This is a genomic window from Nocardia sp. NPDC059229 (genome assembly GCF_042754165.1).
Taxonomy (GTDB): domain Bacteria; phylum Actinomycetota; class Actinomycetes; order Mycobacteriales; family Mycobacteriaceae; genus Nocardia.
Genome location: NZ_JBHZAK010000006.1, coordinates 338858 through 358702, shown reverse-complemented (window position 1 = coordinate 358702; position 19845 = coordinate 338858). Strand labels below are relative to the sequence as shown.

Below are 19845 nucleotides of genomic sequence, written 5' to 3'. Positions count from 1 at the left end.
GGTGATGAGCGGTCTCGATACCATTCTCTGGGAGGTGCGCCATGACGAAGGTGCTCTTGATCACCGGGGATGCTGCCGAGGACCTCGAGGTGATGTATCCCTATCAGCGATTGCTGGAAGAGGGGTACGAGGTCGATATCGCGGCTCCGGCTCGGAAACAGTTGCAGTTCGTGGTCCACGACTTCACCGAGGGGTTCGACACCTATACCGAGAAGCTGGGACGGACCTGGCCCGCTGATCTGGCGTTCGCGGAGGTTGATCCGAGCCGGTATGTGGCGCTGGTGATTCCAGGTGGGCGGGCGCCGGAGTATCTGCGCGGGGACCAGGATTGCCGGCGGATCGTCCAGCACTTCGCGGAAACGGACAAGCCGATCGCGGCGCTGTGTCACGGACCGCTGATCCTGGCGGCCGCGGGCGTGCTGCGGGACCGGTCCTCGAGCAGTTACCCGGCGCTCGAACCCGATGTGGTGGCGGCCGGAGGGCAATGGGTCGACAGCCCGGACCATGTCGACGGCAATCTGATCACCGGGCGCGCCTGGCCCGACCATCCGCAATGGATGCGTGCCTTCCTCGACGTGCTGCGCAAATCCGCTCCGCCCACCGCCTGACGATCCCGCACATCGTGGCGGCATAGAACAGGACCGGGGTCGGGCATAGAACCGATCTATGCATCCATCGAATTGTGGGCGCTACCGGGGGAAGTGCCGGTACGCGAGGGTTGAGGCATGACCACCGTATCCTTCCGCCGAACCGCTGCCGCAGCTTCCGCCGCACAGGTGAGCACCCCGACGGCGGCGGGCGAGGGGTGGCAGCCGCTGCGGTACCTGGCGCCGAACTGGTTCGCCGCGGTGATGGGCACCGGCATCATCGCCAATGCCGCCGCCACCCTGCCGATGCAGTTTCCCGGATTGAAGGGTGTCGCCACCCTGGTGTGGGCGCTGGCCGCGCTGCTGCTGACCGTGCTGGCCGGGGCCTGGGTCCTGCACTGGCGGCGGTATCCGCAGGAGGCCCGTGGACACGGGCTGCACCCGATCATGATGCAGTTCTACGGCGCGCCGCCGATGGCCCTGCTGACCGTGGGCGCGGGCACCCTGCTGCTCGGCAAGGACATCATCGGCTCGACCGCCGCGGTGACCGTCGACTGGGTGTTGTGGTCGGCCGGAACGGTTTTCGGGCTGATGACCGCCGCCGCCATTCCCTACCGGATGATCACCCGGCACACTTTCGATCCCGACTCGGCCTTCGGCGGCTGGCTGATGCCCGTGGTGCCGCCGATGGTGTCCGCCGCGCTGGGCGCACTGCTGGTGCCGCACACTCCGGCCGGGCAGCTGCGGCTGACCATGTTCGTGGCCTGTCTGGCCATGTTCGGACTGAGCCTGATCGCCTCGCTGGTCACCATCACCTTGATCTGGTCGCGGCTGCTGCATCACGGCCTGCTGCCGGCCGGGATGGTCGCCACCGTCTGGCTGGTGCTCGGTCCCCTGGGTCAGTCGGTGACCGCCGCGGGCAGCCTGGCCAATGTCGCCCCCGGCGTCGTGGATGACCGCACTGCCGCCGGGCTCGATGTCTTCGCCGTCCTCTACGGCGTTCCCACCTGGGGATTCGCCATGCTGTGGCTGGCGCTGGCCATTGCCGTCACCCGGCACGCCCGCACCTCCATGCCGTTCAACCTGACCTGGTGGGGCTTCACCTTCCCGCTCGGCTGCTGCGTCACCGGCAGCACCGCGCTCTACCAGCACACCGGCGCCGATCTGTTCGCCGGCACCGCCGTTGGCCTGTACACCCTGCTGGTCGCCGCCTGGGCCGTGGTCGCCGCCAGGACCGTGCACGGCGTGCTGCGGGGCGATCTGCTGCGACCCGTGCGCTGACAGCGCGATCAGCGCACGTCCCGGGTGGATCCGGCCGGATCCACCCGGGACGAATTCGTTGCGATACCGCCGAAACGTCCCCGCTGTAACCCCGGGCGCTATCTACTGACAGACGTGAACACGCGTCGATGTATTCGTTGGATGCGGGAAGCGGCGGTTCATGGTGCGACGGGTCGAATCCGAGCACCGGACGCAGCCTGTCACGAGCTCGAGCTCGGGTCGGGAGTTGCGGCTGGTGTCCGGTGACAGCTACGCCAGCTGGGAAGCGGTGTACCGGGACAATGTCACCTGGGTGTACGCGTTGATGTTCGGCAAGGTCGGCAACCGGGCCGACGCCGAGGATCTCACCGCCGAGGTGTTCACGGCAGCGCTCAAACCGCTGCGCATCACGGCGAGCGCCCCGGAGGTGCGGGCCTACCTGCGCGCCACCGCGCGCACGGTGCTGGCCGCGCACTGGAAGGCGCGAATGGGCCGGGAGATCACCACCATCGAGGGCGATATCCCCGATGAACCGCCCGAGGAGTTCCACGACTCCGGGGCGGAGGCCCGCGCCAAGGCGGTGCTGGCCGAACTCCCGGACCGCTACCGCCGCATTCTGGAACTGCGCTTTCTCCAGGGGCTTTCGGTCCGGGAGTCGGCGCAGAGCCTCGGTGTCACGGTGGCGAATGCGAAGGTGTTGCAGCATCGGGCGTTGCAGATGGCGTCCCAGCTGAATGAGCGAGGTGTGCGGTGAGCGGGCGGGAAGTGCGGCGGTTCGTCGATGAACTACTGGCCGGCAAGAAGTCCACGGGCTTCCGGCCCGATGAGGCCGAGGCCGAGGAGATGCGCACGGCCATCGAACTGCGGGCCGCGCGCCTGGGCAGCGACGCGCCCAGCGAGGAGTTCCTGAGCAGTCTGCAGCGCCGGCTCGCAGCCGAGATGGACGAGGAGCCGACCCCCTTGCACCCGGCGAACGGTTACCGCCGCCGGAATCTGCTGATCGGCACCTCCGCGGCCGCGGCCGCCGCCACGGTCGGCGCGGTGGTGGATCGGACCCTGATCGGGCACGGGCAGCCGAGCTCCCCGCCCGCCGCCAAGCAGGCCCCGCTGTCCCCCAATACGGGCGCGTGGCTGCCGATCGCCCGCTCCACGGATCTGCCGGAGGGCTCGACGATCGCGTTCGATGTCGGCACCGTCAATGGATTCGTGCGCCGCGACAAGGGGAATCCGGTCGCGGTTTCCGGCGTGTGCACGCATCAGGGATGCAAGCTGTGGCTCGACGCCCCGGCCGAGCGCCTGCGGTGCCCGTGCCACTCCACCTCCTTCTCCATCCAGGGCGAGGTGGTCACCCATCAACTGCCGGTGGCGCCCGCGCCCTTGCCCACCATCCAGGTCCGCGAGAACAACGGCACCATCGAGGTTTTCGCGCCCACCGAACCCGCTTAGCCTCCAATAGTGCTGGTGCACAGCGGTTTCCGTCCCGTGTAACCCCCGCCCCTATCTATGGATGACCGGTTCGCAGCAGCGAACGGAACCATCCCGGATGGAGGCCCGGACCCCATGACACCCACCCGCAGCCGGCGGCGCGCAGCCGTCGCCGTCACCGTCGCCGCGGCAGCCCTGCTGACGGCGAGCGCGTGCAGCTCGAACGGCGGCGGCAAAGCCACGGACAATGCCGCCCCCGGCTTCACCTTCGCTTCCGGCACCGCTACGCCCGGCATGGTGCCGGACGGCAGCGGGCCGACCGGTATGCCCGGCATGTCCATGCCGGGCTCGTCCGCCCCGGCGGCGGCACCGGCCGGCCCGAATGCTGTCAACATCGACAATTTCGCCTTCGGGCCCAGCTCCCTGACCGTCAAGGTCGGCACCACGGTGACCTGGACCAACAAGGACGAGGAACCGCACACCGTGGTCGCCAACGACGGCAGCTTCCGCTCGCCGACGCTGGGCAACAACGCGACCTACACCTTCACCTTCTCGAAAGCAGGCAGCTTCGCCTATGTCTGCTCGATTCATCCCTTCATGCACGCGACCGTGGTGGTGACCCAATGAACACTCGCAACCCGGACGACCGGTACGCGGACTTCGAGGACGAGGACGCGGCCCGCGATCCGCAGAAGATGACCCGCCGCCAGCTCATGCGGCACTCCGCCTGGTTCGGCGCGGCCGTGGGCCTGGCAGTGGTGGGCGGCGAGGTGGTCTCGCATGTGGCCGGCACCGCGCTGGCCGCGCCGGCCCGGCCCACGCTGCGGTTCGCTCAGGTCAGTGACAGTCACATCGGTTTCACCGGTACCGCCAATACCAGCGTGACCGACACCTTCACCGAGGCCATCTCACAGGTGAATTCGCTGGGCTACGAGCCCGACTTCGTCATCCACACCGGCGATCTCACGCATCTGGCCACACAGGAGCAGTTCGATCAGGTCCATCAGATGATGCAGGGGTTCAAGACCCCGCACGTGTTCACCGTTCCGGGAGAACACGATTCGAGTGACGACGGCGGTTCCCGATACCGGTCGACGTTCGGGAAGGGTACGCGCGGGGGCGGCTGGTACAGCTTCGATATCGCCGGCGTCCACGTGATCGGGCTGGTGAATACGCTCAATCTCAAGGATCTCGGGCACCTCGGTCAGGACCAGCTGGACTTCGTGCAGAAGGACGTGGCCGGATTGTCCAGTGACACACCGATCATCGTGTTCAGCCACATTCCGCTGTTCGCCATGTACCCCCAATGGGGCTGGGGCACAGACGATGCCACCCAGGCGCTCAGCTATCTGAAGCGGTTCTCCTCGGTGACCTGCCTCAACGGCCATGTGCACCAACTGTTCACGAAGACCGAGGGCAATGTGACGTTCTACAGCGGCACCACCACGGCGTATCCACTGCCGAAACCCGGTGACGGGCCCGCACCGAAGCCGGTGACGCTGCCCGCGGGCAAGCTGCACGACGCCCTCGGCATCCGCGAAGTCACGTACCAGAAGGGTCAACAGCAACTCGCTATCAAAGAACAATCGCTGAAATGACCACTGCCCAACGGCGTGTCGCACGTGGGTCTCACATCGTTGTCATTTCGTCAGCATGACCTGGCGATGGAAGATCTAAAACGGAGGGTAATCTACTACGCTGGGCAGTAACAAGATGCTGTGCAGCAGTGCGGCGCACGGCGATTACAGGAGGGAAGCTATGCCACCCCGCCGTTTTCGGACGAACGCCGCAGCGAGCGTATTGATCACGTTGGTGCTGGTGCTGGCGGCCTGCTCGTCCAATCTCCCGAGCGGGAATGTCGGTCCGCGCACACCGGTCGCGCAGTCCATCACCATCACCCCCGCACCGGGCGCGGACAAGGTGGATCCGTCGGCGCCGGTGAAGGTGAGCACCTCCAGCGGCGTGCTGACCGATGTGTCGCTCACCAATGAGGACGGCAAGGTCATCGAGGGCACCTACACGCCGGACAAGACGGCATGGAAGCCGAACGATCAGCTGGGCTACAGCCGCACGTACACGCTGAAGGCCTCGGGCATGGACGTGACCGGTCCCACCGGTCCGGTCACCTCCAGCTTCACCACCATCGCCCCGAAGAACCAGACCAAGGTGTATCTGAACACCACGGGCGGGCAGGCGATCGTCGACGGCAACAGCTACGGCGTGGGCATGGTCATCGTCGCGCACTTCGACGAGGACATCCCCGACCGGGCCGCGGCGCAGAAGCGTCTGGTCGTCACCACCGATCCGCCGGTCGACGGCGCCTGGTACTGGATGGACAACCGCAATGCGCACTGGCGGCCCAAGGAGTACTGGAAGACCGGCACCAAGGTGAGCGTGGCGGCCAACCTCTACGGCGTCGAGGTCGGCAACGGCCTGTTCGGCCAGGAGGACTCCAAGGCCAACTTCGTGATCGGCCCGTCGCACGTGTCGATCGCCGACGACAACACCCATCAGGTGCAGGTGTTCGAGAACGGTCAGCTGATCCGCACCATGCCCACCTCCATGGGCCGCGGCGGCAGCGAGACCATCGCCGGCAAGACGTTCACGTTCTGGACCATGCCGGGCACGTACACGGTCATGGACAAGGCCAACCCGGTCATCATGGACTCCTCGACCTACGGCCTGCCCGTCAATTCACGGCTCGGATACAAGGAGGCCATCGGCTGGGCCACGCGCATCAGCACCGACGGCATCTATCTGCACCAGCTGGATTCCACGGTGTGGGCGCAGGGCAATACCGACACCTCGCACGGGTGCCTCAACCTCAATGCCGAGAACGCGCAGTGGTTCTTCAACTTCGCGCAGCCCGGCGACGTGGTGGAGGTGCACAACACCGGCGGTGCGCCGCTCGAGGTGTGGCAGAACGGCGACTGGACACTGAGCTGGGATCAGTGGCTGGCCGGTAGCGCCTGAACCCGCTCGCGTGCGGCCAGCTGACCGGTCCGCGCGAGATACCAGGCGGCGACACAGAATTCGGCGGCCACCGTGCCCCACACCAGCGTCCACACCGAGTGGGTGCGCAGGGTGAGGAGCAGCGCGGTGGCCGCCACCGCTGTTCCCACGACCGCGCCGATCATGATGCCGGCGGTGTCCTGACGCACCGGCAGGACGGCGGTGGTGACGAACGAAGTGGTAGCGGTGGCGACCAGGATGCAGACCTCAACGCGCAGGATCGGTACCACGGCGCGGAAATCGTCGGCGTATATGAGCTGCACGGCGAACGGGGCGGTCACCCAGATCCCGGCCGCCCCAACGGCCGCCACGATCACGCACGCCGCCAGGGCGCGCAGCTCGTGCCGCCAGAAGCTCGGATCGGTGCGTTCGCGTGCCATGCGTGGGAGCAGCGCCAGACCGATCGGATCCAGCAGCGACTGGACGGCGCGCACGAGTTTGTCACTGGCCGAATACAACCCGAGTGAGGCGGCGTCCAGGACCGAGGAGTAGACGGTGGCGGTGCCCTGCCCGTAGCTGGTCACCAGCAGCCGTGACGCGAGCACGGGTGCACCGGTGCGCAGGATCGTCACGACCTTGGTGGGACGCCCCGGGCGGCCGAACCGGGTGTGGGCGTCCCGCCAGGTCAGCGCAACGGTGACCACAGAAGACAGCAGCAGGCACAGCAGTACCACCTCGGCGTGCGGAAGTCGCGGCAGCACCGCGACCAGCAGGACGAGGTACACCACGCGGCCGGCGATCTGATAGGTCATCGAGGCCCCGAATCTGGCCTGCCCCACCAGCAGCCAGTCCTCGGACATGGACAGGAATCCGCCCACGAACAGCCCCAGCAGGATCATGCGCGGATGCGGGCCGACGCCGACGGCGAGCCCGGCCGTGAGCGCCACCGCGATGATGCTCAGCCCCGCGCCCCGCACCGCGAGGTAACTCCCCCGCAGCTCGTCGAGCCCCTCCTCGTTCAGCAGCGCGGCCAGAAACGTATTGATGCCGAGGTCCACCAGCAGCGAGCCCAGAAAATACGCCGACATCCCGATGGCAAGCAGCCCGACCCCGCTCACCCCGAGCGTCCGCGCGGTCAATGGCACGGTCACCGCGGTCACCAGGAACTGCCCGTACTTCCCGAGACTGACGAACCCGATGTCCCGCAACACCGACAGCAGCCCATCCTCGGCCACCTTCGCGCGCACCCGCCCGACCAGCGCCGTCCCCACCAGTCGCCGTCCCGCCATAGCGGTCCTCTTTCTCCCCGACCGCGCACTCCGGCCAGACCCCGAAATTCTCCTGCCCCCTCCCCACCCCCGCCACCCCAAACCCCCGACTCACCGCAAAACGTAACCCCGCATTCAAATCAACCGCCCAGTCACCCAACCTGATTCACTGCGGCCATCGAGTGCCGCACACCCAACCACCAACCTGTGCAACGGGTTCCAACGTAGGCTCGACCACGCACCGCCCAACCGAAAGGGTGACCCGATGTCCGACGACACCATGTTCAGCGTCTACGGCCGAATGACCGCCCTCCCCGGCTGCCGCGACGACCTGATCACCTTGCTCCTGAACGGATTCCGCGCCGGCGGCCCCACCAGCGGCCTGCTCACCTACACGATCAACACGGCCCCCGACGACCCCGACACCATCTGGCTCACCCAACTCTGGATCAACAAGCCCGCCCACGACGCCACCACCCGCTCCGAACCGGTAGCCGCCATCACCCGCCAACTCCCGCCACTCCTGGCCGGACAACCCGAAGGCTTCTACGGCAACACCGTCCACGCACAGGGCCACACCCCCGAGTAACAAGAATTCCCGCCGCCCCGGGAATCCGCCGTCACATCATGACGAGTTTCGATACCTGGCGCGCGGAACAGACCTGATGTGGGTCCACAATGTCCAGAATGAGGGGGTTGCCCATCGAAAGGTCGTTCCGACGATGAAGTCCACCCGTATAGTCCTGGCCTCCCGCCCGACCGGTATGCCGCAGCCGGAGAATTTCCGCACCGAGACGGTCGAACTGGACCCGCCGCAGCCGGGCGAGGCGCTGCTGCAAACGCTGTACCTGTCGCTCGACCCGTACATGCGCGGCCGCATGAGCGACGCGCCCTCCTACGCCCCACCGGTCGAAATCGACGAGACCATGTGCGGCGCGACCGTCTCCCGCGTCCTCGAATCCACCGATCCCGCACTGCGGCCCGGCGATATCGTGCTGGGCTGGGGCGGCTGGCAGACGCACTCGGTCGAGCATGTGCGGGCTCTGCAAAAACTGGACCCGAACGCCGCGCCGCTCACCACCGCCCTCGGCGTGCTGGGCATGCCGGGTCTGACCGCGTACTCCGGTCTGCTGACCATCGGGCAGCCGAAGCCGGGCGAGACCGTCGTGGTCGCCGCCGCCACCGGACCGGTCGGTTCGACCGTCGGCCAGATCGCCAGGATCAAGGGCGCGCGAGCCGTCGGCATCGCGGGCGGTCCGGAGAAGGTCGCCCTGCTGCGCGAGCGCTTCGGCTTCGACGCCGCCGTCGACCACCGCGCCCCCGACTTCGCCGAGCAGCTGGCCGCCGCCACCCCGGACGGCATCGACGTCTACTTCGAGAATGTCGGCGGCGCGGTCTTCGACGCCGTCCTGCCCCGGCTCAATCAATTCGCCCGAATTCCGGTGTGCGGCTTGATCGCCAACTACAACGACACCGACCTGCCGCCGGGCCCCGACCGGCTGCCGCTGCTCATGTCGAGCATCCTGCGCCGGAGCCTGACCGTGCGCGGCTTCATCGTGTCCGAGTTCGCGAGCCAGGCCGGTGAGTTCTATCCGGCTGCGGCGCAATGGATCGCGGAGGGCAAGCTCGTCTACCTCGAGGATGTGGTCGACGGCCTCGACCATGCCGTCACCGCGTTCCAGGGCCTGCTCACCGGCAAGAATCTCGGCAAGCTGGTCATCAAGGTCTCCGACTGACGACCGACCCCGGACCTCCGGGACTCCCGTAAGACGGCGGAAGTCCCGGAAGCCGTTCTCCTACTTCATGACCGCGATGTACGGCCGCAATCCCAGGGCGATGTCCACACAGACGCCCAGCAGCACGTCCCGCTCCACCGGGTCGAGCGGGTGCTCGAGCCAGAGCCGGGTGCCCAGGATCGGGACGGGAAGCGGCTGCCCGGCCCGATCCCACCAGAGGGACTCGTTGTAGAGATCGTTCGCGATACGGCGCAGGGTCCAGCCGCCGGCCGTGCGCACCACGTCGAGGCGGCCGGTCTCCTGTCCCATGCGGTCGAGCACCACGATGCGGAAGAGTTCCGGGGTCCGGGCCTCCTCCGGATCGGGTACGAAGTGGAAAAGCGTTCCCGCCGTGGATCCCACGGCGGTCGAGGTGTCGGCGCGATGCACGGTGGCCAGTGAGGTCCCGTCGCCCCGGCTGAGCACGGTCGGCGCGGAGTCCTTGGACTCCACCCACACCACCGACCCGTCGGCATAGGTGATGCGGTGCTTGCCGGTGCCGCCGTTCTTGAAGCCGAACAGGATGGCGGCCTTGGCCGCGAGACCATTGCCCGCGCCCTGCACTCCGGTGGCCAGCGGGTCACCGGGGCCGGCACTGAAGGTGATCTTCAGTGCGTTGCTCACCTTGTGCACGACCCGGCCCTCGATCATCGTCGAGGGCTCCTGCGGCGCTGACATCGTTCGATCGTAGGCCCGCGGGTTCGAGTCCAGCGGCGGTTTCGGCCCGGCACGCCGGACGCGACGCGCCCCTAGCTATTGGGGAAGCCGACCTTCGCCAGCGCCGTGGTCCAGTCGGTGGCGATCGCTACCTGGGCGTCGACCAGCGCCACCTTGCCATTGCAGATCAGGGTGTGCAGCTTGGTCTCCACGCCGTCCTTGGGATTGTTCGGCCCGGCGCCGGCCTGGTGGCCCGGGGACGGCGGTTCCACCCAGATATTGCGCGGATCGTTGGGATCGCCGCCCAGCTCCAGCGAGATCAGGTGGTCGTACTCGGCATCGCGGGGGTCGCCGGTGTAGTCGTAGGACTTGATATTGGCGGCCTTCTCCGGATTCGTGATCGACGTATTGGGCCGAATCGAGGCGGTATAGCCCGACTTACAGATGGTGTCGGCCAGATTCGCCGCTGTCACTTTGGGATTCGTCGCGCCCGGGGTGCAGTTCGGGTCGGGTAGCGGCTGGCCGTCGGCGGTCTTGCGGTAGTGGCAGCTGCCGGGCGCGGGCTGCGCCGCCACCGTGTACGTGCCCTGGGGACCGGGGCCGACCGGAATCGTGCCCTCCTTCTCCTTGGGCGCGGGCTGCGGAACCGCTTGTGCCGGTGCATTGGCCGGATGGGTGGCCTCCCCCTTCGAGCACGCGACCGTCAAACCCAGGACCAGCAGGGCCATGGCAAGCCCTTTGTGCGCCTTCATAACTTCCCCTGCTCGAGCCGGATAGCCGCCTAATTGTGCGCTATCCCTTGGCGATCGGCCACTCGCCACGACGACACTCCGAGCAGAGATGCGGAACCCGGTTACCCGCCGGGCAATACATACCGGCCGGTTATGCTGCAACGATGACAGCAGATCTGTCGCACTCCCCCGCGGCAATCCAACCGGTCGGCTCCAATGGCATTCGGGCCCGCGCCCTTGCGCTGGCCGCCCTGCTGCTCGGCTCGGGCGTCCTGCACTTCCTCATGCCCAAGCCCTACGACACCATGATCCCGCCCCAGCTCCCGGGCAAACCCCGTACCTACACCCAGGTTTCGGGCGTGGCCGAGCTGGCTGCGGGCGCGCTGCTCGTGGTCCCCCGCACCTGCGGTCTGGGCGCCCGCCTGGCCGCGCTGGTCTTCCTCGCCGTCTTCCCCGCCAACCTACAGCTGACCGCCGACTGGCTGCGCAGCAATCGCCCGCTGCCGCTGAAAATCGGCGCGCTACTGCGCCTCCCGCTCCAGATTCCGCTGATCACGACCGCCCGCAAGATCTACCGCGGCGTGTGACCGGGCGCGCGCCCACCCGGGCGGACCGCTGCCGCCCAGCATGAATCTGAACCGTAACGAGTCCACAGTTGCTGATGTGTTGTCGGAGAACTGAACACATCCGTTGCCATAGTCCGTGTCAGCATGCGCGAAAACCGGGACGATCACGAGCAGCACCCCGAAACCGAGCGTAGAGAGGCTCTTTACGAGGGCGTTTCGAGCAATCTCACGACTGGCACCCATCACTGTCTCCAGGGGGATGAATCCCGACTCAGAAATGATCTAGGTTCGCGGTAAAATAGCCAGTCAGCACCGTCTCCGGACCGAGATCCAATTGCGCTGCAGTTAACAGGAAATTGACAGCTTTCGGCTGGAAATGTCTCGAGGTTCGTGTCGATCTAATTGACTATGACCCCGATTCAGGCCCCTTCACCGCACGCACGGTGGTTCTGGATCGCGGCCGGCAGTTTCGTCGCCGTGATCTCCCTGGCAGCCCTCAGCGCTCCTACTGCGTTCGCCACGTCTCATGATCAGGCCGGTGTCGGCCAGGTACCCGAGATCACGGCACCCAGCGCGGCTGTGATTGCTCCGCACCCCATTTCGGTGACGGCCATCGCCCAGCAGATGCAGACCGCCATCCAGGCGGCCTCGCCCGGCACCAGTGTCGGCATCGACGTGGTGGACACCACCACCGGGGCGGCCATCGCCAGTCTCAATGCCGACGAGCAGTTCTACACCGCCTCGGTGGTCAAGCTGCTCATCGCTCTGGATGCGTTGAAAACCCAGAACTGGCAACCGGATCCGGACACCACGGCCCGGATCACCCGGATGCTGTCCACCAGTGACGACGACATCGCCGACGTGATGTGGGACAACGGCGGCAATAACGCCATCATCGATCGCATGGTCGCCGCCATCGGACTGTCCGCGACCACCGCACCGGACGACACCGCCCAGTGGGGCGAAACCCTCACCACGCCACGGGATGTGGTCTCCGTCTTCCACTACATCACCACCGCGATCCCGGCCCCGGCCCGGGACCTGATCGTCGGCGCGCTGCACAACGCCTCGGAGACCGCCGCCGACGGCACCGACCAGTACTTCGGCATCCCCGATGCCCTCACCGGTGCGACCTGGGCGGTCAAACAGGGCTGGATGGATCTGGACTCCTCGACCACCCTGGACACCACCGGCCTGGTCTCCCCCTCCCCCGATCAGCCCTATCGCTACGCCGTGGTGGTGCTGTCCACTCAGCCCGCGGGCACCAGCTGGTCGGTGGCGGGCGCGGCCCTCACCGCCGGGGTGACCCTGCTGCACGCCACCCTGAAGTGAGCCCGCCGCCGCCGTACCGAGCATCGTCACCGACCGAGGGTTAGGGTCGGCCGTCGGATTCGGGAGACGGAGGAGGAGCCGGAGTGGTCACGCTGTGGACGATCGCCCGCGAGTGGGGGCGCATCGGCTGCCTCGGCTTCGGCGGGCCGCCCGCACACATCGCCCTGCTCCGGGACCTGTGCGTACAGAGGCGCGGCTGGCTCGACGCGGCGGAGTTCGAGGACGCCATCGCCGCGACCAACCTGCTCCCCGGACCGGCCTCGACACAGCTGGCGATCTATACCGCCTGGCGACTGCGCGGCACCGCCGGGGCGCTCGTCGGCGGATGCTGTTTCATCGCACCGGGTTTGGCACTGATTCTGGTCCTGGCCGCGGTATTCCTGGCGGCGGGCAGCCCGGTGTGGGTGCGGGGCGCCGCGGCCGGGGCGGGCGCGGCGGTCGCCGCCGTCGCGGTGCATGCTGCGATGGGCCTGCTTCCGGCCGGCTGGAGGCGCGCGGGCAACGGCCGAGCCGCTCGGGCCCGCTGGATCTCCTATGCCGCACTGGGAATCGTCTCGGCCGCGGTCCTGGGACCGTGGCTGGTCCTGGTCTTGATCGGGGCCGGGCTGGTCGAGGTGGGGATACGCGGCGGCCGGTCCCCGAGCCGGGTATCCGCGTGGCCGCTGGCACCGGCGGCCGGACTGGCCACCGGCGGCCTGGCAGCGCTGTGCTGGGTGGCTTTCAAGGTGAGCGCGCTGTCCTACGGCGGGGGCTTCGTCATCATTCCGCTCATGCAGGCCGATGCGGTCGATCGCTACGGCTGGATGACCGGAGCGCAATTCCTCAATGCCGTTGCGCTCGGCCAGATCACGCCGGGCCCGGTGGTGCAGACGGTGGCGGTGGTCGGATACGCGGCCGCGGGTGTGCCGGGCGGATTGCTGGCCGCCGCAGTCGCTTTCGCGCCGTCGTTCGCCTTCGTGCTGGCCGGCGGCAAGTACTTCGACCGGCTGCGGGCCGATCAGCGCGTGCAGGCGTTCTTCACCGGCGCCGGACCTGCGGTCATCGGGGCGATCGCGGGCTCCGCGATCCCGCTCGGCCTTGCGCTGCACCACCTCTGGCAGTTCGCGGTGCTCGCGGCTGCCGCGGCGTGGCTATTGGCGGCGCGCCGTGGTGTGGTGAGCGCCCTGCTGGGCGCGGGTGCGCTCGGGGTGGCCGCGGCGCTGGCGGGCTGGCCCGTCGGCTGACGCGCGTCAGACCGTGATGCCGAGTGCTCCGGCGACCGCGCGGGTGAGGTGGTCGGTCACCTGGGCGGGGCTCCAGTGGCGGTGTTCGGTGAGGTCGTAGACCACGCGCTCGTCGAAGATGGTGATCCACAGCAGCACCGCGTAGGTGAGGTCGTATTCGGCGGTCTTGCCCTGCAGTGCAAGGGCATTGAGCACCTCGGCGAGTATGTCGTGCAGGGCGGTGATGGATTCGTCGCCGTCGGCCAGCCGTTCGATGAAGCCCCGGGAGCTGCGGATGTAGCGCACGGCCGGACCCCACTGCCCGGCCTGGTCCACCCAGGTGCGGCAGCAGCGGTGGAAGCGTTCCACCGGATCGGGGCCGGCGTCGACTGCGGCCAGCGCCTGCACCAGATGTTCGATGGCGCGGCGGTGGAAGGCCTGCAGGGCGTCCTGCGGGGTCGGGAAATGCCGGTACGCGGTGGCCACTCCGACACCCGCCGCGGCGGCGAGTTCCGGGATGGAGAAACCGATCCGGCCCGCCTCCAGCAGGCTCTGGACCGCGTCGACCAGCAGCACGCGGCTGCGCTGGGCGTCACTGCGGGTGTTCACGGGCACGCCTCCATCCTGCGCGAGCGCGACGCGGTATCAGTGCACGGCACTCGAGTAGAGAAGTTCTTCTCAATTTCGTATTCTCTAACAGAGAAGATCTCCTCACTTAGGAGGCCGGGATGCGGGCAGCCGCACCGGGGGCGCTGCTGGTGCTGATCATGGCGCAGCCGAACATGGCGACCGGGATGATGCCGTACTACCGGCACGCCTGGGCGCTCGCGCCCCTACTCATCACCGTGATCTTCGCCGCCTACCTGTTCGCGCTGACCCCCGCGCTCGCACTGGTGGGCACGCCGCCCACCCGGCGGGGCTGGTGGTGGCGCATCGGGGTGGGCGGCGGGTTCGGCATCGCCGCGGATGTAGCCATGGCCGTGGCACATTCACCGTGGCCGGCGGTCGCCGCGCGGGTCTGCGCGGGGCTGTCGGTGGGGTTGGTGACCGGCTCGCTGGCCGGATTGATCCTGGAACGCAAGGGCGAACGCGGGCGCACGGCCATGGCGGTGGCGACCGTGCTCGGCTCGGCACTGGGGACGATCGCGGCTGCGGTCGTGGCGCAGTATCTGCCCGCACCCGGGGTGACCGTCTATGCGGGGCACGCGATCCTGCTCGCGGTGACCGCGATGGCGGTGCTGAGCGATCGCGCGGCGCGCCCGGCGGCGATCGCCGGTCGCGCGGCCGCGGCTCCCGAGACCGTCGAACCGCGAATCGCCGGATACCTCAGCGGCATTGCCGCCTGGGTGTCGGCGGGACTGGTCGTCGCTCTGCTGCCGAGTTACGGTGCGGAGCTGCTGGGCACGACGAATCTCGCCCTGCTGGCGCTGCCCGTCACGCTGTATCTGGTGAGCGCCTGGCTGGCGCAACGCCTGATCGCGCCGGCCGGAATCGCCGCCGAACCCGTTGCGGCGCAGTGGATCATCATCGCCGGGGTCGCGCTCGCGGCGGCCGTGTCCTGGATGCCCAGCCTGGCGCTGCTGCTATGCGGCGGCGCGGTGGCCGGTTTCGGACAGGGCATCGCCTATCGCTCCGGAATCCGGATCGTCAGTGCCGCAACAGCTCCCGATCAGCACGCCCGAGCTGCCGCGCGCTTCGCGGGCGTGGCCTACGCGTGCGCGGCGGTCGCGACGGTGGGCTTCGGAGCCATCGCGACCGTGGCGTCCATGCGCGATGCGGTGCTCGCCGCCGCAGTCGTCCTCGTACTTGTAGCCATGACCACCGCAGTCGTCCGTCGGCACGCAACGGCGCGCGCCACGGACTCCGTTCCCACTCCGCAGATCTCGACAACCGCATAATTCTTCCGCCGCCATATTCGACGCATCGAATGGAACGGCACAATTGATCGCGCGCGAATTTCGATCGCGTGCAATTCCGCATGCTCACAATGCTTTACATTGCCGAATATCCGGAATTCGACGAAACGAAGTCGTTACGCGAGTTCACCGCCACATAAACTCCGGCCGTTTCACTGGAATACATCAGCTCCAAAGACATTCTCTCCGAATGGATTCCAGAAATGGCAGCACAAACTCGGGCCGGCGTGACTCCGGCAACCCCGGACGCCGACGGAACGCTCACCCGCAGTCTCGGCCGGGTGGACCTCATCGCCATGGGCGTCGGCACCATCGTGGGCGCGGGCATCTTCGTCACCACCGGCATTGCCGCCGCGACCAAGGCGGGACCGGCCATCGTCCTGTCGTTCGTGCTGGCCGGGGCCATCTGCGCACTGGTGGCGCTGTGCTACAGCGAACTCGCGTCCATGACGCCGCTGTCCGGCAGCGCGTACACCTATACCCGCGGCACGCTGGGCGAGGTGCCCGCGTTTCTGGTCGGCTGGAATCTGCTGCTCGAATACGCGGTGGCGGCATCGGCCATCGCCATCGGCTGGTCCGGATTGTTCGGGGCCGCCCTGGATTCCTTGTTCGGAGTGACACTGCCCAAGGCGATTTCCGCGGGCCCGAGTGATGGTGGCGTCATCAATCTTCCGGCGGTCCTCATTGTCGCGGCGCTGATCGGTGTGCTCGTGTTCGAGGTCAAACTCACCGCCGTCGTGGTGAAAACTCTGGTGGCCTTGACCATCGGCGTCCTCGTCCTGGTGATCGCGGTGGGCGCGCCCCATCTGCATCCCGGCAACTGGTCGCCGTTCCTGCCCTTCGGCGTGCACGGCATCGCGGCCGGCGCGGCGCTGGCGTTCTTCGCGTATCTCGGTTTCGATGTCGTCGCCACCTCCGCCGAGGAGACCCGCGATCCGCGCCGTGATCTGCCGTGGGGCATCATCGGCTCGGTCGTCATCGCCACCGCCCTCTACGTGGCCGTGAGCGCTGTATTGACCGGTGTCGCACCGTATTCCACCCTCGGCAATGCCGCGCCGGTGGCAACCGCACTGGCCGCCGTGGGCGCCGGGTGGATCGGCAAGGTGATCCTGGTGGCCTCGGTGGTCGCGCTCACCAAGGGACTGCTCATGGTGTGCTACGGCCCGACCCGCCTGGTGTTCGCCATGAGCCGCGACGGCATGGTTCCGAAGGCGCTGTGCCACACCGGTTCCCGGGGCACGCCCGTCCGGCTGAGCCTGCTGCTCGGCACGGTCGTCGCCGCGGTGGCCGGGCTGCTACCCATCGGCACGGTGGCGGAGCTGGTCAATATCGGCGCGCTGTTCGCGTTCGTGATCGTGGCCGTGGGCGTGCTCGTCCTGCGCCGCACCGCACCCGACCGCCCGCGTCCGTTCCGGGTGCCCTTCCTGCCCGTGGTGGCCGTCTGCGCCATCGCCGGATGCGTCTGGCTGGCAACCACATTCGAGGCGCTGACCTGGTTGCGGTTCGTGATCTGGAGCGCGGCGGGAGTCGCACTGTATCTGTTCTACGGTCGCAGCCACGCGACCGCCGTTCCCGGCCACACCGCCACCGCGCTCGATCCGACCCAGGTGCCCGCGACCATGGCCACCGGAGGTGCCGCGTGACCGCGCAGCTCGACAGCTTCTACCCGACCCGCGTCGACTTCGGGACCCTCGACGAGATCCATCGCGCGGCCGCGACCGCGCTCCCCGCCGACGTCCTGGATTTCGTGGAGGGCGGCGCGGGTAAGGAGATCACCCTGCGGGAGAACCGGCTCGCTTTCGACCGCTGGCGCATCCTGCCCGCACCGATGAGCGGGGTGGGCGCGCCCTCGACCCGCACCGAATTCCTCGGAATGCCCCTGGAGACACCGCTTCTCACCGCACCGTTCGGCGGTGACGCGCTGTTCCATCCGGACGGGCATCCGGCCGTGGCCCGGGCCGCCCAGGCGCGGGGAGCGCTGTCCGTCGTGCCGGAGGCGGGCAGCTTCTCCTATCAGCGGGTACGCGCCGACGCACCGCGTGCCGCCCGGATCGCGCAGGTGCATCCCTTCGGGCACGCGGCCACGGTCGCGGACCGGGTGGCGCGACTGGGCTACGACGCGCTGTGCGTCACCCTCGACTGCCCGGTCGGCGGCTTCCGCACCCGCAATATGGCCAATCGCTTCGACCCCGATCAGCGGCACTTCGCCGGGAATCTGACCGGCGAGGACGGCGCTCCAGGAGTGGCGGAGATCTTCGGGCAGCTGCTCAAACGCGGTGGCATGGTATGGGATTGGGCCGAGCTGGCCGGGGCCGCCACCGGGTTCGGGCTGCCGTGGATCGCCAAGGGCGTGCTCACCCCCGCCGCGGCCGAACGCGCCCTGGCCATCGGCGCGAGCGCCCTGGTCGTCTCCAATCACGGTGGCCGCCAAGTCGATCCGGCCCCGGCCAGCCTGGATATGCTGCCGCGCATCCGCGCGGCGGTGGGCCCGGAGACACCCATCCTGCTGGACAGCGGCATCCGCACCGGCAGCGATGTGTACCTGGCGCTCGCGCTGGGCGCGGACGCGGTGATCCTGGGCCGCGCGGCCATCTACGGCCTGGCCGCGGCCGGGGAGGCCGGAGTGGATCGGGTGCTGGAGCTGCTCACCGAGGAGCTGCGCACCCTGATGATCCTGTCCGGCGCGGCCACCCTCGCCGAGATCGACGCCACCCGGATCATGCGAGCCGCCCCGTGAGCGCATTCCCGTTGGCCCGCACCGCGTCCGGGCTCGTGTTCACCTCCGGCCTGGCCGCCGTCGACCCGGACACCCTGACCGTCACCACCTCATCCTTCGAGGGCCAGACCGCCGAGGTCTTCCGGCAGCTCGACGCCGCCCTCACTGCGGCGGGCAGCGGCCGCGCGCACGTGCTGCGGCTGGACTGCTACCTGTCCGATCGCCGCTGGTTCCCCGGCTGGAACTCCGCCTTCCGCACGCATTTCCCGACGGCCGCACCGGCGCGGATCACCACCGTCACCACCCTGCCCATCGACGGGCTGCTCATCGAAATCCAGGCGATCGCCGTCGCCACCGCTCAGGAAGATCGATCATGACCGCAGTCACCCCGCTCGTCCAACCGCACTCCGCCCTCGGCGATTTCACCATCCGAGACGTCATCGAGGGCCAGACCGCCGGCCAGCTCATCGTCGCCGCCGACGACTGGGGCTGGTGGGTCACCCTGCTGGGCGGCGACACCGTCGCGCCCACCACCGGCATCCAGCAGACCGTCGCCGAGGGGCTGGTGCGCGCCGGCTTCCTGCTGCGGCGCGGGCGCCGCTACCAGCTCACCCACACCGGCCACGATGTCGGCAAGAACCGCGGCTTCGTGCGGGTGGCGGTGCGCGGCTGGGAACCCACCTTCCGGCAGCTGTCGGACAGCCCCCACCGCGAATACATTCCCGCCGCCACCGAACCCGGCGAGGTGGCTCGCGGCTGCACCGATATCGCGCGGCGGCGGCCGGAGATCTTCGAGGCCATCGGGCACGCCATCGCGGCCGGAACACCCGGCTGCACCATAGATCTCGGCTGCGCCGACGCCGGGCGGGTGCTCGCGCTGGCCGGAATCGCCGAGCGGGAACGGTTCCTCGGTGTGGACATCGAGGACGGTGTGATCGCCTCGGCCACCGCCGAACTCACCGCGCGCGGGCTCGGCGACCGCATCACCCTGCTCGCCGGATCGGTGCAGCCCGAACCGGAACCGCCCGCCTGGCTGGCCACCGTCGACCGCGATGCCGTCACCACCGCCATGTCGTTCTTCCTGCTGCACCAATTGGCCAGCGACGGTGACGGCATCGCCGCCGTGCTGCGCGGCTGGATGGACTGGTTCCCCAACCTGCGGCGGCTGGTGATCGGCGACGGCTACCTGCTCGAGGCCCCGTATTGGACACAGCAGCCGTGGTTCTCGCCCACCTACGAGATCTATCACGCGGTCACCGGCGTGCGACTGTGGACGCGCCAGGAGTACGAGCAGGCCTTCGCCGAACTCGGCTGGACCGTGCAGCGGCGGCTCGAGGATCACACGATGCTGGTGACCAGCATTCTGGAACGCGACTGACCCGAATTCCCCGGCCAGAGCTCCGGTCGGCTTCGCACATGGCCGGGGCCGGCCCGGGGTAGGCTCGCCGGGTTCGTTCG

The 19845-nt window shown here is 68.4% G+C and carries 21 protein-coding genes; 17 read left to right on the top strand and 4 right to left on the bottom strand.

Annotation, left to right across the window (positions count from 1 at the left end):
• Window positions 1-41: 41 nt before the first annotated feature.
• The 7 genes from ACFXHE_RS17225 (at window position 42) to ACFXHE_RS17195 (ending at window position 6245) form a co-directional block, all read left to right on the top strand.
• Complete coding sequence (locus ACFXHE_RS17225) at window positions 42-608, top strand: DJ-1/PfpI family protein (RefSeq protein ID WP_379384058.1); 567 nt, start codon at window positions 42-44, stop codon at window positions 606-608.
• A 117-nt stretch (window positions 609-725) separates the two neighbouring features.
• Window positions 726-1868, top strand: coding sequence for a TDT family transporter (locus ACFXHE_RS17220; RefSeq protein ID WP_379384056.1), 1143 nt, complete (start codon window positions 726-728; stop codon window positions 1866-1868).
• A 160-nt stretch (window positions 1869-2028) separates the two neighbouring features.
• Window positions 2029-2601 carry an RNA polymerase sigma factor gene (locus ACFXHE_RS17215; protein WP_379384054.1) on the top strand — a complete coding sequence of 191 codons (573 nt, stop codon included), beginning with the start codon at window positions 2029-2031 and terminating at the stop codon, window positions 2599-2601.
• Window positions 2598-3293: a Rieske (2Fe-2S) protein gene (locus ACFXHE_RS17210; protein ID WP_379384052.1), complete on the top strand. Its 696-nt coding sequence runs from the start codon at window positions 2598-2600 to the stop codon at window positions 3291-3293. The genes ACFXHE_RS17215 and ACFXHE_RS17210 overlap by 4 nt, the downstream gene beginning before the upstream one ends.
• Before the next feature lie 114 nt (window positions 3294-3407).
• Window positions 3408-3899: a cupredoxin family copper-binding protein gene (locus tag ACFXHE_RS17205; protein WP_379384050.1), complete on the top strand. Its 492-nt coding sequence runs from the start codon at window positions 3408-3410 to the stop codon at window positions 3897-3899.
• Between the two features lie 68 nt (window positions 3900-3967).
• Window positions 3968-4870: a metallophosphoesterase family protein gene (locus tag ACFXHE_RS17200; protein ID WP_379384194.1), complete on the top strand. Its 903-nt coding sequence runs from the start codon at window positions 3968-3970 to the stop codon at window positions 4868-4870.
• Window positions 4871-5030: 160 nt separating this feature from the next.
• Window positions 5031-6245 (top strand): Ig-like domain-containing protein, encoded by a 1215-nt coding sequence (locus tag ACFXHE_RS17195; RefSeq protein ID WP_379384048.1) that lies wholly within the window; start codon window positions 5031-5033, stop codon window positions 6243-6245.
• On the opposite strand, the gene ACFXHE_RS17190 is transcribed toward ACFXHE_RS17195, so the two are convergent.
• Window positions 6221-7513, bottom strand: coding sequence for a lipopolysaccharide biosynthesis protein (locus tag ACFXHE_RS17190; RefSeq protein WP_379384046.1), 1293 nt, complete (start codon window positions 7511-7513; stop codon window positions 6221-6223). The two genes, ACFXHE_RS17195 and ACFXHE_RS17190, sit on opposite strands and share 25 nt — an antisense overlap.
• 244 nt (window positions 7514-7757) lie before the next feature.
• Between ACFXHE_RS17190 and ACFXHE_RS17185 the strand changes: the two genes are divergently transcribed.
• Together ACFXHE_RS17185 and ACFXHE_RS17180 are read left to right on the top strand one after the other, a co-directional pair.
• The gene (locus ACFXHE_RS17185) at window positions 7758-8081 is read left to right on the top strand and encodes a putative quinol monooxygenase (RefSeq protein WP_379384044.1); all 324 of its coding nucleotides are present in this window, start codon (window positions 7758-7760) and stop codon (window positions 8079-8081) included.
• Window positions 8082-8214: 133 nt separating this feature from the next.
• Complete coding sequence (locus tag ACFXHE_RS17180; protein WP_379384042.1) at window positions 8215-9228, top strand: NADP-dependent oxidoreductase; 1014 nt, start codon at window positions 8215-8217, stop codon at window positions 9226-9228.
• A 60-nt stretch (window positions 9229-9288) separates the two neighbouring features.
• Here the strand turns inward: ACFXHE_RS17180 and ACFXHE_RS17175 are convergent, their stop codons facing one another.
• A complete protein-coding gene (locus tag ACFXHE_RS17175; RefSeq protein ID WP_379384040.1) occupies window positions 9289-9945 on the bottom strand; it encodes a hypothetical protein in 657 nt (218 codons plus the stop codon).
• A 71-nt stretch (window positions 9946-10016) separates the two neighbouring features.
• A complete protein-coding gene (locus tag ACFXHE_RS17170; RefSeq protein ID WP_379384038.1) occupies window positions 10017-10676 on the bottom strand; it encodes a hypothetical protein in 660 nt (219 codons plus the stop codon).
• A gap of 143 nt (window positions 10677-10819) precedes the next feature.
• Here ACFXHE_RS17170 and ACFXHE_RS17165 point away from each other — a divergent pair, with 143 nt between their 5' ends.
• The 3 genes from ACFXHE_RS17165 to chrA all read left to right on the top strand — a co-directional run bounded on the left by ACFXHE_RS17165 (window position 10820) and on the right by chrA (window position 13776).
• On the top strand, window positions 10820-11242 hold the full coding sequence (locus tag ACFXHE_RS17165) for a hypothetical protein (RefSeq protein ID WP_379384036.1): 423 nt from the start codon (window positions 10820-10822) through the stop codon (window positions 11240-11242).
• A gap of 387 nt (window positions 11243-11629) precedes the next feature.
• Window positions 11630-12553, top strand: a complete 924-nt coding sequence (locus tag ACFXHE_RS17160) for a hypothetical protein (protein WP_379384034.1) — start codon at window positions 11630-11632, stop codon at window positions 12551-12553.
• Window positions 12554-12636: 83 nt separating this feature from the next.
• Window positions 12637-13776: a chromate efflux transporter gene (chrA, locus tag ACFXHE_RS17155; protein ID WP_379384032.1), complete on the top strand. Its 1140-nt coding sequence runs from the start codon at window positions 12637-12639 to the stop codon at window positions 13774-13776.
• A 6-nt stretch (window positions 13777-13782) separates the two neighbouring features.
• On the opposite strand, the gene ACFXHE_RS17150 is transcribed toward chrA, so the two are convergent.
• A complete protein-coding gene (locus ACFXHE_RS17150; RefSeq protein ID WP_379384030.1) occupies window positions 13783-14370 on the bottom strand; it encodes a TetR/AcrR family transcriptional regulator in 588 nt (195 codons plus the stop codon).
• A 113-nt stretch (window positions 14371-14483) separates the two neighbouring features.
• Here ACFXHE_RS17150 and ACFXHE_RS17145 point away from each other — a divergent pair, with 113 nt between their 5' ends.
• The 5 genes from ACFXHE_RS17145 to ACFXHE_RS17125 all read left to right on the top strand — a co-directional run bounded on the left by ACFXHE_RS17145 (window position 14484) and on the right by ACFXHE_RS17125 (window position 19765).
• Window positions 14484-15653 (top strand): hypothetical protein, encoded by a 1170-nt coding sequence (locus ACFXHE_RS17145; RefSeq protein ID WP_379384028.1) that lies wholly within the window; start codon window positions 14484-14486, stop codon window positions 15651-15653.
• Between the two features lie 221 nt (window positions 15654-15874).
• The gene (locus ACFXHE_RS17140; RefSeq protein WP_379384026.1) at window positions 15875-17314 is read left to right on the top strand and encodes an amino acid permease; all 1440 of its coding nucleotides are present in this window, start codon (window positions 15875-15877) and stop codon (window positions 17312-17314) included.
• Window positions 17311-18408, top strand: a complete 1098-nt coding sequence (locus ACFXHE_RS17135; RefSeq protein WP_379384024.1) for an alpha-hydroxy acid oxidase — start codon at window positions 17311-17313, stop codon at window positions 18406-18408. Before ACFXHE_RS17140 ends, ACFXHE_RS17135 begins: the two co-directional genes overlap by 4 nt.
• A complete protein-coding gene (locus tag ACFXHE_RS17130; RefSeq protein ID WP_379384022.1) occupies window positions 18405-18764 on the top strand; it encodes a RidA family protein in 360 nt (119 codons plus the stop codon). Before ACFXHE_RS17135 ends, ACFXHE_RS17130 begins: the two co-directional genes overlap by 4 nt.
• The gene (locus ACFXHE_RS17125) at window positions 18761-19765 is read left to right on the top strand and encodes a hypothetical protein (protein WP_379384020.1); all 1005 of its coding nucleotides are present in this window, start codon (window positions 18761-18763) and stop codon (window positions 19763-19765) included. Before ACFXHE_RS17130 ends, ACFXHE_RS17125 begins: the two co-directional genes overlap by 4 nt.
• Window positions 19766-19845 lie beyond the last annotated feature (80 nt).